Annotated in this window: 15 protein-coding genes; 4 read left to right on the top strand and 11 right to left on the bottom strand. The window is 69.5% G+C overall.

Going from position 1 to position 15,492, the window contains the following annotated elements:
• Nucleotides 1-21: 21 nt before the first annotated feature.
• The 4 genes from STRTU_RS19615 to STRTU_RS19600 are packed head-to-tail and all read right to left on the bottom strand — an operon-like array spanning nucleotide 22 to nucleotide 3,127.
• The gene (locus STRTU_RS19615; RefSeq protein ID WP_246240780.1) at nucleotides 22-1,398 is read right to left on the bottom strand and encodes an NADH-quinone oxidoreductase subunit D; all 1,377 of its coding nucleotides are present in this window, start codon (nucleotides 1,396-1,398) and stop codon (nucleotides 22-24) included.
• Nucleotides 1,398-2,189, bottom strand: coding sequence for an NADH-quinone oxidoreductase subunit C (locus STRTU_RS19610; protein WP_159744814.1), 792 nt, complete (start codon nucleotides 2,187-2,189; stop codon nucleotides 1,398-1,400). Before STRTU_RS19610 ends, STRTU_RS19615 begins: the two co-directional genes overlap by 1 nt.
• A complete protein-coding gene (locus STRTU_RS19605; RefSeq protein WP_159744813.1) occupies nucleotides 2,186-2,758 on the bottom strand; it encodes a NuoB/complex I 20 kDa subunit family protein in 573 nt (190 codons plus the stop codon). The genes STRTU_RS19610 and STRTU_RS19605 overlap by 4 nt, the downstream gene beginning before the upstream one ends.
• A gap of 9 nt (nucleotides 2,759-2,767) precedes the next feature.
• On the bottom strand, nucleotides 2,768-3,127 hold the full coding sequence (locus STRTU_RS19600) for an NADH-quinone oxidoreductase subunit A (protein ID WP_042155734.1): 360 nt from the start codon (nucleotides 3,125-3,127) through the stop codon (nucleotides 2,768-2,770).
• A 725-nt stretch (nucleotides 3,128-3,852) separates the two neighbouring features.
• Here STRTU_RS19600 and STRTU_RS19595 point away from each other — a divergent pair.
• On the top strand, nucleotides 3,853-4,656 hold the full coding sequence (locus tag STRTU_RS19595; protein WP_159747083.1) for a C40 family peptidase: 804 nt from the start codon (nucleotides 3,853-3,855) through the stop codon (nucleotides 4,654-4,656).
• 111 nt (nucleotides 4,657-4,767) lie between these two features.
• Here STRTU_RS19595 and STRTU_RS19590 read toward each other — a convergent pair whose 3' ends face one another.
• From STRTU_RS19590 to STRTU_RS19570, 5 genes are all read right to left on the bottom strand, one after another.
• Nucleotides 4,768-6,132 carry a geranylgeranyl reductase family protein gene (locus STRTU_RS19590; RefSeq protein ID WP_327156200.1) on the bottom strand — a complete coding sequence of 455 codons (1,365 nt, stop codon included), beginning with the start codon at nucleotides 6,130-6,132 and terminating at the stop codon, nucleotides 4,768-4,770.
• A gap of 146 nt (nucleotides 6,133-6,278) precedes the next feature.
• Complete coding sequence (locus STRTU_RS19585; RefSeq protein WP_159744812.1) at nucleotides 6,279-6,980, bottom strand: demethylmenaquinone methyltransferase; 702 nt, start codon at nucleotides 6,978-6,980, stop codon at nucleotides 6,279-6,281.
• Between the two features lie 63 nt (nucleotides 6,981-7,043).
• Nucleotides 7,044-7,595 (bottom strand): imidazolonepropionase-like domain-containing protein, encoded by a 552-nt coding sequence (locus STRTU_RS19580; protein WP_159744811.1) that lies wholly within the window; start codon nucleotides 7,593-7,595, stop codon nucleotides 7,044-7,046.
• Nucleotides 7,596-7,602: 7 nt separating this feature from the next.
• The gene (mqnC, locus tag STRTU_RS19575; protein ID WP_159744810.1) at nucleotides 7,603-8,802 is read right to left on the bottom strand and encodes a cyclic dehypoxanthinyl futalosine synthase; all 1,200 of its coding nucleotides are present in this window, start codon (nucleotides 8,800-8,802) and stop codon (nucleotides 7,603-7,605) included.
• Between the two features lie 151 nt (nucleotides 8,803-8,953).
• Nucleotides 8,954-9,856, bottom strand: coding sequence for a menaquinone biosynthetic enzyme MqnA/MqnD family protein (locus STRTU_RS19570; protein WP_159744809.1), 903 nt, complete (start codon nucleotides 9,854-9,856; stop codon nucleotides 8,954-8,956).
• 249 nt (nucleotides 9,857-10,105) lie between these two features.
• Between STRTU_RS19570 and STRTU_RS19565 the strand changes: the two genes are divergently transcribed.
• The gene (locus tag STRTU_RS19565; RefSeq protein WP_003984261.1) at nucleotides 10,106-10,309 is read left to right on the top strand and encodes a cold-shock protein; all 204 of its coding nucleotides are present in this window, start codon (nucleotides 10,106-10,108) and stop codon (nucleotides 10,307-10,309) included.
• Nucleotides 10,310-10,684: 375 nt separating this feature from the next.
• Complete coding sequence (locus tag STRTU_RS19560; protein WP_159744808.1) at nucleotides 10,685-10,822, top strand: hypothetical protein; 138 nt, start codon at nucleotides 10,685-10,687, stop codon at nucleotides 10,820-10,822.
• A gap of 518 nt (nucleotides 10,823-11,340) precedes the next feature.
• Here STRTU_RS19560 and STRTU_RS19555 read toward each other — a convergent pair.
• Together STRTU_RS19555 and STRTU_RS19550 are read right to left on the bottom strand one after the other, a co-directional pair.
• Complete coding sequence (locus STRTU_RS19555; protein ID WP_159744806.1) at nucleotides 11,341-13,263, bottom strand: AMP-dependent synthetase/ligase; 1,923 nt, start codon at nucleotides 13,261-13,263, stop codon at nucleotides 11,341-11,343.
• Between the two features lie 328 nt (nucleotides 13,264-13,591).
• Nucleotides 13,592-14,296 carry a TetR/AcrR family transcriptional regulator gene (locus STRTU_RS19550; RefSeq protein WP_159744805.1) on the bottom strand — a complete coding sequence of 235 codons (705 nt, stop codon included), beginning with the start codon at nucleotides 14,294-14,296 and terminating at the stop codon, nucleotides 13,592-13,594.
• A 166-nt stretch (nucleotides 14,297-14,462) separates the two neighbouring features.
• On the opposite strand from STRTU_RS19550, the gene STRTU_RS19545 reads away from it, so the two are divergent.
• Nucleotides 14,463-15,341: an alpha/beta fold hydrolase gene (locus STRTU_RS19545; RefSeq protein ID WP_159744804.1), complete on the top strand. Its 879-nt coding sequence runs from the start codon at nucleotides 14,463-14,465 to the stop codon at nucleotides 15,339-15,341.
• The last annotated feature ends 151 nt before the right edge of the window (nucleotides 15,342-15,492 follow it).

Genomic DNA, 15,492 nt, shown 5'->3' with positions numbered 1-15,492 from the left:
CCTGGTTTGCCGGAGTGGCGTTCACCGGTCGACGCCTCCCATCACGGGGTCGATGGACGCGACGGCGACGATGACATCGGCGACCTGGCCGCCCTCGCACATCGCCGCCATGGCCTGCAGATTGGTGAAGGACGGGTCGCGGAAGTGCACCCGGTAGGGCCGGGTGCCGCCGTCGCTGACCGCATGCACCCCCAGCTCGCCCTTGGGCGACTCGACGGCCGCGTACGTCTGTCCGGGCGGGACCCGGAAACCCTCGGTCACCAGCTTGAAGTGGTGGATCAGGGCCTCCATCGAGGTGCCCATGATCTTCTTGATGTGGTCGAGGGAGTTGCCGAGACCGTCCGGGCCGAGGGCCAGTTGGGCGGGCCAGGCGATCTTCTTGTCCGCGACCATCACCGGGCCGGGCGCCAGCCGGTCCAGACACTGCTCGACGATCCGCAGCGACTGGCGCATCTCCTCCAGCCGGATCAGGAACCGGCCGTAGGCGTCACAGGTGTCGGCGGTCGGCACCTCGAAGTCGTAGTCCTCGTAGCCGCAGTACGGCCGGGTCTTGCGCAGATCGTGCGGCAGTCCGGCGGAGCGCACGATGGGCCCGGTGGCACCGGTGGCCATACAGCCGGCCAGGTCGAGATAGCCGATGCCCTCCATCCGGCCCTTGAAGACCGGGTTGCCGGTGGCGAGCTTGTCGTACTCGCCGATGTTCTTGCGCATCTTCTTGACGAACTCACGCACCTGGTCGACCGCGCCCGGCGGCAGATCCTGGGCGAGGCCGCCGGGCCGGATGTAGGCGTGGTTCATCCGCAGGCCGGTGATCAGCTCGTAGAGGTCGAGGATGAACTCACGGTCGCGGAAGCCGTAGATCATGATCGTGGTGGCGCCCAGCTCCATCCCGCCGGTGGCGATGGCCACGAGGTGGGAGGACATCCGGTTGAGCTCCATCAGCAGCACGCGGATGACCGAGGCCCGGTCGGGGATCTGGTCGGTGATGCCGAGCAGCTTCTCCACGGCCAGGCAGTAGGCCGTCTCGTTGAAGAAGGGCGTCAGGTAATCCATCCGCGTCACGAAGGTGGTGCCCTGCGTCCAGGTCCGGAATTCGAGGTTCTTCTCGATGCCGGTGTGCAGATAGCCGATCCCGCAGCGGGCCTCGGTGACGGTCTCCCCGTCGATCTCCAGGATCAGCCGGAGCACCCCGTGGGTGGACGGGTGCTGCGGCCCCATGTTGACGATGATCCGCTCGTCGTCGGCCTTCACCGCGGCCGCGGCGATCTCGTCCCAGTCGCCGCCGGACACGTTGTAGACGGTGCCCTCGGTGGTCTCCCGGGCCAGCGACTCCTGGGTGTCGAAGTCGCTCGCGGTGCGGTGACCGGACGAGGAGTGGGAGTGCGGTGCAGTAGTCATCAGCTGTACGACCTCCGCTGGTCGGGAGCCGGAATCTGGGCGCCCTTGTACTCGACGGGGATGCCGCCGAGCGGGTAGTCCTTGCGCTGCGGGAAGCCCTGCCAGTCGTCCGGCATCATGATCCGGGTCAGCGCCGGGTGGCCGTCGAAGACGATTCCGAAGAAGTCGTAGGTCTCCCGCTCGTGCCAGTCGTTGGTCGGATAGACCTCCACCAGCGAGGGCACATGCGGGTCGGCGTCCGGGGCGGAGACCTCCAGCCGGATCAGCCGGTTATGGGTGATCGAGCGCAGGTGGTAGACGGCGTGCAGCTCGCGGCCCTTGTCGCCGGGGAAGTGCACTCCGCTCACCCCCGTGCACAGCTCGAAGCGCAGCGCCGGGTCGTCGCGCAGGATCCTGGCGACGGCCGGCAGATGGCCGCGCTCGATGTGGAAGGTCAGCTCGTCGCGGTCCACGACGGTCTTCTCGATGACGTTCTCGGGGACCAGGCCCTGTTCGTCGAGGGCGCCTTCCAGCTCGTCGGCGATCTCGTCGAACTCCCCGTAGCCTCCCCCACTCTCGGCTCCGCTCGACCGGGAGGTGCCCCCACCCGTGCCGCGCGGTCCGCCGTACGGCCGCTGGGACGCGCCGGGCAGGCGGACGGTGCGGACCAGGCCGCCGTAGCCGCTGGTGTCACCGCCGTTGTTGGCGCCGAACATCCCGCGGCGGGTGGCGATCGCCTCGCCGGTGTCCTCGCGCTGCGCGGGCACGGCCTCGTCCTCGCCGTTCGGCTCGGGGTTCTTCTGCTCACTCACCGCAGCAGCCCTTTCTTCCCGGACGAGAGGGGCATCTCAATCAGCGGCAGCGCCTTGAGTGCCGCTTCCTCCGCCTCACGGGCGGCCTGCTCCTGATGGACCCCGAGCTTGGTGTCCTGGATCTTCTGGTGGAGCTTGAGAATGGCGTCCATCAGCATCTCGGGACGCGGCGGGCAGCCCGGCAAATAGATGTCAACGGGCACGATGTGGTCGACGCCCTGGACAATCGCATAGTTATTGAACATTCCGCCCGACGAGGCGCAAACCCCCATGGAGATCACCCACTTCGGGTTCGGCATCTGGTCATAGACCTGCCGCAGCACGGGCGCCATCTTCTGGCTCACCCGGCCGGCCACGATCATCAGATCCGCCTGTCGCGGCGAGCCACGGAAGACCTCCATACCGAAGCGGGCGAGGTCATAGCGCCCGGCGCCGGTGGTCATCATCTCGATGGCACAGCAGGCCAGTCCGAAGGTCGCGGGGAAGACCGAGGATTTGCGCACCCAGCCCGCGGCCTGTTCGACAGTGGTCAGCAGAAAGCCGCTCGGCAGCTTCTCTTCAAGTCCCATGGGTGACCCCTAGTCCCATTCCAGGCCGCCACGACGCCAGACATAGGCGTAGGCGACGAAGACGGTGAGCGCGAAGAGCAGCATCTCGACGAGCCCGAAGAGCCCCAGGGCGTCGAAGGTGACGGCCCAGGGATAGAGGAAGACGATCTCGATATCGAAGACGATGAAGAGCATCGCCGTCAGGTAGTACTTGATCGGGAAGCGACCACCACCGGACGGCTGTGGCGTCGGCTCGATTCCGCACTCGTACGCCTCAAGCTTGGCCCGGTTGTATCGCCTGGGCCCGATGAGCGTGGCCATCACGACGGAGAAGATCGCAAAGCCTGCCCCGAGCGCTCCCAGTACGAGGATGGGCGCGTAAGCGTTCACCGTCCTCGCTCCCTTCAGTCGACGATGACTGGATGGCGGTCCGCTCGGGCCCTCCGGCTGCCCCATGGAGATCGTGCTCATGTGAGGCAGTTCACAAGCCCGAGCCGCCTGCATCTTATGCCCGTCGGTCTGTGATCTGCGACACGGGGATGAACAACGCCTTTGTGATCTCCACCACCCGGCGAAGGATCATGAAGTCGGATGAGCGGTGATCTTCATACGCGAAGCGCGCGAGTGATCACGAGAGGTGACATTCACTGGTGTTACCGCTGGTCAGTGCGGGGTTGTCACTATCAAGTGGTGACCGCTACAGGCAAATTGGTGCCGGACTCGGTCAACTGGTATACGCGGCGGGCTCGTCGGCACACCCCGTTCGTGACCCGGTCGTGATCGCCGGTACGTGCTTTCGTTCACGAGCGGAGGGCCGACGTCAGATCACGGGAACATAACGGACACTCAAGAGTGACCTATCCCACGCTATTTCCAGCACTAGGTGCTTGACGCCCGGGAAGCCTTGGCGTGGCGGATGCGGAAGTGGTAGGCGCCCGCCGAGCCTGCGCGGAGCAGCAAATGCCATGCGTAGGAACATGATCGAGAAATTCGGACATCCCGCCGCCGACGCCGCGGGCGACCAAAAGTCCGTTTTGTTCGCCGCGTACACGTCAAGTGTGGCGCACTGCACCTTTCTTGGCAGCAACCAGCGGCTCCTGATAGCCGTTGTTGCCATGTCCCCGAACGCACTCATACCCAGCCACCGGAAGCCCCGCCGTCCTTCCGCCTCCTCGCGGGCGCTGCGCGCGGGCGTGACCGGTGGCTTCCTCACCCTCGCGGTCACCGGCGCCACCGTGCCGGCCAACGCCGCCGAGAAGCCCGTCTCCGAAACCCAGGAGATGCCGACGATCACGACGGCGCTGGCCACCAGCGCCGCCAGGAGCGCCGACACGGCCGAGCAGGTCGCGTTCAACTACGAGCGTCAGGCGCTCCAGGACAGCGCCTTCTCGCAGGCCGCCAAGGCCGCGGAGAAGGACAAGGCCGAGGCCGTGAAGAAGGCCAAGGCAGCGGCGAAGAAGAAGGCCGAGGAAGCCCGTAAGGCCAAGGAGGCCGCTGAGGCCCGTGCCTCGCGCTCCTCCGACCGTTCGACCCTGTCCGCCCCGGCCTCCTCGTCCAACGCCACCGGCAGCACCGCCACGCTCGTCTCCTTCCTGAAGGCACAGCTCGGCAAGGCGTACGTGCTGGGCTCCACCGGCCCCTCCTCGTACGACTGCTCCGGTCTGACGCAGGCCGCCTTCAACCAGATCGGCATCGACCTGCCGCGGGTCTCGCAGGACCAGTCCACCCAGGGCACCCAGGTCGGTCTGGACAACCTCCAGGTCGGCGACATCCTCTACTGGGGCAGCGCGGGCAGCGCTTACCACGTCGGCGTCTACGTCGGTGGCGGCAAGTTCATCGGCGCCCAGAACTCCAGCACCGGCATCGTCGAGCGCCCGCTCGACTACGACATGCCGACCGGCGCGGTGCGCGTCCTCTAGGACCCCGCCAGGACCGCCGCGCACGCGACACCACAAAAGGACCGCCCCTCTCGCCGCTCGGGAGGGACGGTCCTTTTCGTGTGCGGTGTCCAGGGGGCAGGCCCCCCGGTGTCACGCCTTCGGGGCGACCTTGCTCAGCCCGTTGATGATGCGGTCCATCGCGTCCCCGCCCGTGGGGTCGGTCAGGTTGGCGAGCATCTTCAGGGTGAAACGCATCAGCAGCGGATGGGTCAGACCGCGCTGGGTGGCGATCTTCATGACCTTGGGGTTGCCGATCAGCTTCACAAAGGCGCGGCCCAGGGAGTAGTAGCCGCCGTAGGTGTCCTTGAGGATCTTCGGGTAACGCTGCAGGGCCAGTTCGCGCTGCGCGTACGTGGCGCGGGCGTGCGCCTGCACGATGACCTCGGCGGCGATCGCACCGGACTCCATGGCGTAGGCGATGCCCTCGCCGTTGAACGGGTTGACCAGCCCACCCGCGTCCCCGACCAGCAGCAGGCCCTTGGTGTAGTGCGGCTGGCGGTTGAAGGCCATCGGGAGCGCGGCGCCGCGGATCGGGCCGGTCATGTTCTCCGGGGTGTAGCCCCAGTCGGCGGGCATCGAGGCGCACCACGCCTTGAGGATCTCCCGCCAGTCCAGCTCCTTGAAGGCGGAGCTGGAGTTGAGGATGCCCAGGCCGACGTTGCTCGTCCCGTCACCCATGCCGAAGATCCAGCCGTAGCCGGGCAGCAGCCGGTCCTCGGCGCCGCGGCGGTCCCACAGCTCCAGCCAGGACTCCAGGTAGTCGTCGTCATGGCGGGGCGAGGTGAAGTACGTACGGACCGCGACACCCATGGGGCGGTCCTCGCGCCGGTGCAGGCCCATGGCCAGCGAGAGCCGGGTGGAGTTGCCGTCGGCGGCGACGACCAGCGGGGCGTGGAAGGTGACCGGGGTCTTCTCTTCGCCGAGCTTGGCGTGCACACCGGTGATGTGGCCGGTCAGCTCGTGGACGATCGGCGCGCCCACGTTGCAGCGCTCGTACAGCCGCGCCCCGGCCTTCTGCGCCTGCCGGGCCAGCTGCTCGTCGAAGTCGTCGCGCTTACGGACCAGGCCGTAGTCCGGGTACGAGGCCAGCTCCGGCCAGTCGAGCTGGAGCCGGGAGCCGCCGCCGATGATCCGCAGGCCCTTGTTGCGCAGCCAGCCCGCCTCCTCGGAGATGTCGATGCCCATCGCGACCAGCTGCTTCGTGGCGCGCGGGGTCAGCCCGTCGCCGCAGACCTTCTCGCGCGGGAACGCCGTCTTCTCCAGGAGGAGCACGTCCAGACCGGACTTGGCGAGGTGATAGGCGGTGGCCGAACCGGCCGGCCCGGCACCGACGACGATCACATCCGCGCTGTGCTCCGATCGGGCGGGGGTCACGGAATCGGTCACGGACGCGGATTCGGTCACGGCGCTGTCTCCCGGAAGTCGATATCTGGCTCTCTGGGTGCCGACCGGCACCGGCCACGTGCAGTCTATGGGGCCCCGGTCAGCGGAACCTGAAGGGTTGCGGCCGCCGGGCACGCTCCGCCCGCCCACCGCCGGTCCCGGCCGCGCCGGACGCCGAAGGGCAACCGTCGTCGGCGGCCCCGCCGTTCACCCCGCGGTCAGTTCCCGGCGGGCTTGGTCCCCCGGTGCAGCGCCACCACGCCGCCGGTCAGATTGCGCCAGGCCACCCCGGTCCACCCCACGCCCTGGAGCCGGGCGGCGAGTTCGGGCTGGTTGGGCCAGGTGCGGATGGACTCCGCGAGATAGACATAGGCGTCCGGGTTGCTGCTGACCGCACGGGCGACCGGCGGCAGCGCCCGCATCAGGTACTCGGTGTAGACGGTCCGGAACGGCGCCCAGGTCGGCTCGCTGAACTCACAGATCACCACCCGGCCACCCGGCTTGGTCACCCGGTACAGCTCCGCCAGCGCGGCATCGGTGTCCTGGATGTTGCGCAGCCCGAAGGAGATGGTGACGGCGTCGAACACCGCGTCCGCGAACGGCAGCCGGGTACCGTCACCGGCCGTGAACGGCAGCCACGGGTGCCGCTTCTTGCCCTCCCCCAGCATGCCGACGGAGAAGTCGCACGGCACCACGTACGCCCCGCTCCGGGCGAACGGCAGAGAGGAGGTGCCGGTCCCGGCCGCGAGGTCGAGCACCCGCTCGGCGGGCCGTGCGGCCACCGCACGCTCCACCTCCTTGCGCCACAGCCGCGCCTGCCCCAGGGAGAGCACATCGTTGGTGAGGTCGTACCGCGCCGCCACGTCGTCGAACATCGCGGCGACTTCGTGCGGCTGCTTGTCCAGGGATGCTCGGGTCACCCGGCCATTGTCCACCGTGCCGGGGCCCGGGGACGCACCGGGCACGGCCCGGCACGCCCGCCGTCAGCGGCGGCGGTAGACCAGACGGCCGGCGAGGACGGTGGCCAGGCAGCTGCCGTCCTCGGCGAAGACCGCGAAATCGGCCGCGCCGCCGACGGTCAGCGCACGGGGGCGGCCACCGGGCGGCTCCGCGAGCCCGGAGCGCTGGACGGCCGTACGGACCGCGGGCCGGGTGAACGGCCCGCTCAGCGCCGTCGTCCCGGCCGCCAGCAGGCGCTGCACACCACGCCGGGCACTGGCGCCCCAGCGGGTCTCGGTCATGCCGAGGGCGGCGAGCGCCTCGCCGGTGATCGGCTCACTGCCGAGCTCCCCGGCCTCCCGCGGATCGGGGTGGTAGGCGGCCTCCAACAGGGCCGCGCCCTCCGGTTCGTACCGGCCGGGCGTCAGCACCCCGTCCCACTCCCGCACCCGCGCCCGGTCTCCGTGGGCCGCCCGCAGTTCCTCGTACGGGCCGATGGCGGCGATACGGGCGCCGTCGACGACGACCGCGTACCCGGCGAGCGGCTCCCCGGCATGGCCGGGCCGGACGCCCCGTACGTGGTGAAGTGTCAGCATCCGCGCCTCAGTTGGCGTCGACCAGCTTCAGTTCCGGATGCGCGGTGCCGCCCTCGATCGCGGTCGACGACAGATGCGAGACGACCTTGTCGTCGACCGGGTCGTTGGCCGGATCGTCGTGGACGAGCAGGTGCTCGTAGGTGGTCGCGCGCTGCGCCGGGACCCGGCCCGCCTTGCGGATCAGGTCGATGATCTCCATACGGTTGGAGCGGTGCTTGGCGCCGGCCGAGGAGACCACGTTCTCCTCCAGCATGATCGAGCCGAGGTCGTCCGCTCCGTAGTGCAGCGAGAGCTGGCCGATCTCCTTGCCGGTGGTCAGCCACGAGCCCTGGATGTGCGCGACATTGTCGAAGAAGAGCCGGGCGAGGGCGATCATGCGCAGGTACTCGAAGAGGGTGGCCTGCGTCCGGCCCTTCAGGTGGTTGTTCTCCGGCTGGTAGGTGTACGGGATGAAGGCGCGGAAGCCGCCCGTACGGTCCTGGACGTCGCGGATCATCCGCAGATGCTCGATCCGCTCGGCGTTGGTCTCGCCCGTGCCCATCAGCATCGTGGAGGTCGACTCGACGCCCAGCCCGTGCGCCGCCTCCATGATCTCCAGCCAGCGCTCGCCGGACTCCTTCAGCGGCGCGATGGCCTTGCGGGGGCGGGCCGGCAGCAGCTCGGCACCGGCACCGGCGAAGGAGTCGAGCCCGGCGGCGTGGATGCGCTGGATCGCCTCCTCCACAGACACCTTGGAGATCCGGGCCATGTGCTCGACCTCGGAGGCACCGAGGGAGTGGATGACCAGCTGCGGATAAGCCTTCTTGATCGCCGAGAAGTGCTCCTCGTAGTACTCCACGCCGTAGTCCGGGTGATGCCCGCCCTGGAACATGATCTGGGTGCCGCCCAGCTCGACGGTCTCCGCGCAGCGGCGCAGGATGTCATCGAGGTCGCGGGTCCAGCCCTTGGCGGTGTCCTTCGGCGCGGCGTAGAAGGCACAGAACTTGCAGGCCGTCACACACACATTGGTGTAGTTGATGTTGCGCTCGATGATGTACGTCGCGATGTGCTCGGTACCGGCGTAACGGCGGCGGCGGACGGCGTCGGCGGCCCTGCCCAGCGCGTGCAGCGGAGCGGAGCGGTACAGGTCGAGCGCTTCCTCCGGCGTGATGCGGCCGCCCTGCGCGGCGCGGTCGAGTACGGACTGGAGGTCGGCGTTCTCGGTCACCGGGGCGTCCCTTTCGCAGGCGGGCATCACGAACTGAACCAGCGTACGTCAGGGGTACGACACCCCCACCGCCCGGCCGCACCCGCTCCCGGCGGCGGCCGCCGCACCGCCGGAAGACCGCCACCGCTCCCTGCCGAACGGCCGCCCCGCGCTAGCGAACGGCCGCCGACTCCAGCAGCTCGACCTTCACCTCCGCCGGGAACCCGGTCGTCGGCCCGACCCGCCGGGCGAATTCCGCGACGCCCTGAAGCTGCGCGGGCCCGAAACGGAAGTCCAGCGTGGTGAAGTAGCGCTCCAGCACCGGCTCGTCGAAGGTCTCCCAGCGGGCCGCCTGCTCGGCGACCTTGGCGACCTCCTCCAGCGACAGATCACGCGAGGCGAGAAACGCCTCGTGCACCTTCTGCACCACGGCCGGCTCGCGCTCCAGGTAATCGCGCCGGGCCGCCCAGACGGCGAAGACGAACGGCAGCCCCGTCCAGTCCTTCCACATCTGGCCGAGGTCGTGCACCTCCAGGCCCAGCCGGGGCCCGTCGTGCAGATTGGCGCGCAGCGCGGCATCGCCGATCAGCACCGCCGCGTCGGCCTCCTGCATCATCAGCCCGAGGTCCGGCGGGCACCTGTAGTAGTCGGGCCGCACCCCGATCTTCTCCGCCAGCAGCAGCTGGGCCAGCCGTACGGACGTCCGCGAGGTCGAGCCGAGCGCGACCCGGGCACCGTCCAACTGGTCCAGCGGCTTCTGCGAGACGATCACGCAGGACATGACCGGGCCGTCGCAGCCGACGGCGAGGTCGGGGAAGGCGACGAGGTCATCGGCGGCGCGCAGGAATTCGACGAGCGTGATCGGCGCGATGTCGAGCTCCCCGCGGACCAGCTGCTCGCTGAGCTTCTCCGGCGTGTCCTTGGTGAGCTCCAGATCGAGCAGGGTGCCCGTACGGGCCAGGCCCCAGTAAAGGGGCAGGCAGTTCAGGAACTGGATGTGGCCCACTCGCGGCCGGCTGCGACGGCGGCCGGCGTCGGCTCCCGCGGGTGCGTCTCCGAAGGTTGAATTGTCCACATGCGGAGGCTAGACCTGTCTACCTTGGGGCAGCGCAGCGGGTCACGGTATGGACGTTAGTGCGGTCGGTTAAACGTGATCTTTGGCTCTTCCGCCTCAGGAGCAGCACATGCTACGCTCAGCGCAAGTTGCAGTTTGGTTTCCCTTGCAGTACAGAGCCTGCGGAGCATGTGACCCCGCAGGCTCTCGTAGTTTCAGACTTCTTTGCAGGTTCTGGAGCAGGGCAACCCTTTGGCCCAAGGAGGGCTTATGGCTACCGGAACCGTCAAGTGGTTCAACGCTGAAAAGGGCTTCGGCTTCATCGCCCAGGACGGCGGCGGCCCGGATGTCTTCGTCCACTACTCGGCGATCAACGCCTCTGGCTTCCGCTCCCTGGAGGAGAACCAGCAGGTGAACTTCGACGTCACGCAGGGCCCGAAGGGTCCGCAGGCGGAGAACGTCACGCCGGTCTAAGTTGCCCGGCCCGGAATTTCTTCCAGGTCGCCCCTAAGCAGTACCTAAGGAGCCCCGCTCCGCCATTTCGGTGGCGAGCGGGGCTCCTGCCTTTTGTTTGCCGACACGCGCAGACACGAATGGCGGACACATGAATTCCCGCCGTCCGGCGCGTGACACACCCGAATGCCGCAGGCAATAGGGAATTCCCCGGCGAATGCCCGCCGGCCTCGCCGCCGAAAGGCCACTCGGCGACGACCGGACCGTCCCGTCCACGAACGCCCGCCACCTCCCGCCCACACGGGAGGGGGCGCCTCTGCCACCGAGGCAACTCCGTACCGAAGCGATCACGGAAAGTGGTCACATCGGAACATGACCCGGCATACCGTGGGCAGAATGAGCGAGCAGTTGCCCCCGCAGAAGCCCTGCCCCGACTGCGCCGGCAGAGGCACCGTGGACTGGGAGACGCCGACCGGCGACCGCGTCACCACGCAGTGCTCCGGTTGTGGCGGCACCGGAACCGTCCTGGCATAGAGGAGGCAGAGGCGACATGGCGGCCTCTCATGGGAGCGGTAGGCCGGTCGGCCTCGACGAGCAGTTCGTCGGCAGGCTGCCGTGCTCGACCTGTGGCATACGGTCGATGAAACTGCCAGGTCAGCAGGGCGGGTTATGTATTCCCTGCTATGCGGAGGAGTGCGCGGTGGCCGGGCGGCGGGCGGCTACGGCCGGGTCCTGGGTGGCCGCGAGTTTTGTCGGGGATCCGTGTCTGGCCTGTGGATCCCGGTCCGTTGACGCCAACGGCTGGGCGTTCTGGTGCAACGCCTGCGATATGCAGACGGCGGTGGCGCTGCCGCCGCGGTGAGAAGACCCGCGGGCCGGGGGGCGCGGCGGGGCCGGGGACGTGGCGAGCCGACCGCCACCAGGCCGTTCCGTCGGAAGTCAGCCAGATGTGGTGGTGCGGCATCGCACGTCAGACCCCGTGCCACCTCCCCCACAGAGGTGACACGGGGTTCCAGTTTGACGCGCCGACGGCTTTTGCTCCAGACCGGGGGTCATCGACTTTCGTAAAGGACGGCTATGTCGTTGGCGAAATCGCGGGCCACCGCGGCACGGCGGAGCTTCAGGGACGGGGTCAGGTGCCCGGTCTCCTCACTGAAGTCCACCGGGAGGACCGCGAAGCGGCGGATGGATTCGGCGCGGGAGACCAGTTCGTTGGCGTCGTCGACGGCGCGCTGGATATCGGCCAGCAGGCGCTCGTCGCGGACCAGGTGCTCGGGCGGCAGGTCCTGTTTCTTGTTCATCTGACGCCAGTGCGCGAGCCCGTCCGGCTCCAGGGTGATCAGAGCGGTGATGTAGGGGCGGTTGTCACCGATGACCATGCACTGGCCGACGAGCGGGTGCGAGCGGAGGCGGTCCTCCAGAGGGGCCGGGGCGACGTTCTTGCCGCCCGTCGTCACGATGAGCTCCTTCTTGCGGCCGGTGATGGTGAGGTAGCCGTCCGCGTCGAGGGCTCCGAGGTCGCCGGTCGCGAACCAGCCCTGGTCGGTGACCGGGCGGGCCGCGCCGAGGGCCGCGTCCCAGTAGCCGGAGAAGACATGGCCGCCGTGGACCAGGATCTCGCCGTCGTCGGCGATGCGTACGGCGGTGCCGGGGAGCGGCCAGCCGACCGTGCCGATGCGGGGCCGGAGCGGCGGGGTGACGGTCGTGGCGGCGGTGGTCTCCGTCAGGCCGTAGCCCTCGAAGATCTCGATGCCGGCGCCGGTGTAGAAGGCGGCGAGGCGGTGGCCCAGGGGGGAGCCGCCGCAGAGGACGTGGCGGACCTTGCCGCCGAGGGCGGCCCGGATACGGCGGTAGACGAGGGGGTCGTAGAGCTTGCGGGCGCCCTTGAGGGCGACGCCGGGGCCCGGCCCCGTCCCGTGCTCCCTGGCCTCGACGGCCTCGCCGTAGGAGCGGGCGACGCGGACCGCGCGGTCGAATGAGGCGGCGCGGCCCATCTTCTCCGCCATGGCACGTCCGGTGTTGAAGACCTTCTCCAGCACATACGGGATGGCCAGCAGGAACGTCGGCCGGAAACCGGCCAGGTCGGCGAGCAGATCGTCGGTCCGGATGCTGGGGGCGTGCCCGAGGCGGACGCGGGCGCGCAGGCAGCCGACCGCGACCATACGGCCGAAGACGTGGGACAGCGGGAGGAAGAGCAGGGTGGCGGCGGGTTCCTCGCTGACCGACGTGAAGACCGGGTGCAGCAGCTCGACGGCGTTGTCGACCTCGGCGAAGAAGTTGGCGTGGGTGAGGGCGCAGCCCTTGGGGCGGCCGGTGGTGCCGGAGGTGTAGATGAGGGTGGCGAGGGCGTACGGGCCGGTGGCGGCGCGGCACTGGTCGACCGCCTCGTCCGGCACCGCGTGGCCCGCCGCCACGAGGTGGGAGACGGCGCCGGTGTCGAACTGCCAGAGGTGGTCGAGGCCGGGGAGTTCGGCCCGGAGGCCGCTGATCAGACGGGTCTCCTCGACGCCTTCCACGACGCAGGCGCGGGCGCCGGAGTCGTGCAGGATCCACTGCGCCTGGTGCGCGGAGGACGTGGGGTAGAGGGGGACGGTGACCAGGCCGGCCGCCCAGGCGGCGAAGTCGACGAGCGTCCACTCGTAGGTCGTACGGGCCATGATCGCGAGCCGGTCGCCGGGCCGGAGGCCGGAGGCGATCAGGCCCTTGGCGACGGCGCGCACCTCGGCGGCGAACTCCGCCGCGGTGATGTCGCGCCAGATGCCGCTGGGCTGCTTACGGGCGAGCACGATGGCGCCGGGCGCCTCGTGGGCGTTGACGAAGGGCAGGTCCCCGAGCGAGCCACTGTGTACGGGCGGGGCCAGCGGGGGGACGTAAACCTGCCGGACCGCGCCGTCCACCAGGGTTTTCTGCGCCTCGGCGAGGGTGGGTGCGGGTGCGGTGCGTGATGCGGTGGGTGCACTTTCCTGGTGGGACACGAGTGGCTCCTCGTTTTCCTGTGCAGTGCGGTGGTGCCGGTGGGCGCCGGCCCCTACCGGCCTACCTGAAGTCCGTTGACGACCGGGCCCAGAGGCGCGGAGAACCGCGCGACCAGCCACAACGCACCCGCGGACACACGCATCGCCGCCCCAGCTCCTGACCCGTCAGTAACGTTACTTTGACGTAAACTTAGGCCAGGATCGCGAGTTGGCCAATACCCGTGCGCCACCTTCGTCCCGCCGATGACGGAGCCGCCCCGGCCCCGGAGAACCGGGACCGGGGCGGGAAGCCAGAAGGCGGAGGGCGGCGGAACACGAGCGGCCCGCGTCAACGCCCGGCGCAGGACGGGCCCTCGCGCTCAAGGGCCCCGCCCGGCTCCCACCGCTCCCGGCCCATCAGCCGGCCGAGCCCCACCCAGGCGAGGTTCATCATCGTGGCCGCGGTGTCCCTGGCCGCCGGATGCTCCGGTGCGCCCGAAGCGCCCTCGTCCGTACGGACATTGGCCCACTCGGCGAGCGACTCGGCCGCGCCGATCACCGCGTGCGCGAGCCCGGCGACCTCCCGTTCGGCCAGTTCGCCGACGCAGCCCGCTTCCTTTGCGGCCGCACCGAGCAATTCCGTGACGAACTCGACGATCTCCGCCCGCAGCGCGGCCACTTGGCGCGCGAACGGCTCACCGTGCGTCCGCGCCTGCTGGTGGAGTACGGCCCAGCCGTACGGACGCTCGGCGGTGTGCGCGAAGAAGCCCTGCAGGCCGCTGCACAGCTGCCGGTCGGCCGCCGCCCCCGGCTCGACGGCCGCCGTCACGGCCGCCAGCAGCGCCTCCGACTCCCGCCGGATCACCGTGTTGAACAGGTCTTCCTTCGAATTCAGGTAGAGATAGACCAGCGGCTTGGAGACTCCGGCCAGTTCGGCGATCTCGTCCATCGAGGCCGCCCGGTATCCGCGCCGTGCGAAGGTCAGCACCGCCGCGTCCAGCATCTGCTGCTCCCGGACGGCGCGCGGCACCCGCTTGCTCTTCACAGCTCCCACCCCGAATGTCCCTCCATCCCGCCTGTTTACTGCAAAGTAAGTTTACGATCTTCGCTTTCCCTCCCTCGCCTCTTGACGCGTTCGCGCCATAGCGAGACGATACGTCTCGTCGCACCACTCGCGGACGCGCCGACACCCTCGTCCGCATCACCCGGAGGACCGCCCCATGCAGCAATTCATCGACGCCGCCCCCGGCATCCGCCTGTGGACCGAGCAGCGCGGCGCCGCCGACGCGGCCCCGCTGCTGCTGATCATGGGAGCCCAGGCGAGCGGCGTCGGCTGGCCGGACCCGTTGGTCGACGCGCTGGCCGCGCACCACCGGGTCATCCGCTACGACCACCGCGACACCGGCCGCTCCACCTGGTCCTTCGAGGAACGGCCCTACCGGATCGCCGATCTCGCCGAGGACGTGATCGCGGTCCTGGACGGACTGGGCATCGACCGGGCACATATCGTCGGCATGTCATTGGGCGGCATGCTCGCCCAGATGCTGCTCGCCGACCACCCCGACCGACTGCTCAGCGCCACTCTCATCAGCACCATGGCCCTCAGCACCACCCCCTACACCCGCCCCGACGGCAGCACGGTCCCCACCGACGCACTGCCGGGCATCGCGCCCGAGGTCCTGGAGCTGTGGGCCCGCCCCGTCGAGGATCACGGTCCGGCGGCTGAAGTGGAGCGACGGATCGAACACTGGCGTGTACTAGCCGGTGATCAGCTCCCCTTCGACGAGGGCTACTTCCGCGCCTTCGAGCAGCAGGTCATCGCACACACCGGACATCACCGGGCGGGCACCGCACACGGCCGGGCGGACAGCGACGGCATGCTCCGTACCGACCAGCTCGCCAAGAACGAGGTGCCGGCCCTGGTGGTCAGCGCGCCCGCCGAGCCGGTCTTCCCGCCGCCGCACCCCCAGCACCTGGCCCAGTGCGTCCGGGGCGCGGAACTCGTCGAGATCCCGGGCATGGGTCATGCGCTGCCGCCCGCCGTACACGCGCCGCTGGCCACGGCGATCCTGGCCCGCACGGGAGCGGTGACGACCTGAGACCGGCTCCCCCGCCGCCGCATCACTCGGCTGCCCCATGGGACCCCTTGGGTACAGTGCGGGCCAAGTAATCCCCCTGATTCCGCGCAGACTTGTAGATGGCGCGGACACAAGGCGGGGACGCGGCAGGGCCACCACGGCCACGGGAAGG

Origin of the sequence: Streptomyces tubercidicus, from assembly GCF_027497495.1 — a bacterium.
GTDB lineage: Bacteria > Actinomycetota > Actinomycetes > Streptomycetales > Streptomycetaceae > Streptomyces > Streptomyces tubercidicus.
This window is presented reverse-complemented; position numbering and strand designations above follow the sequence as displayed.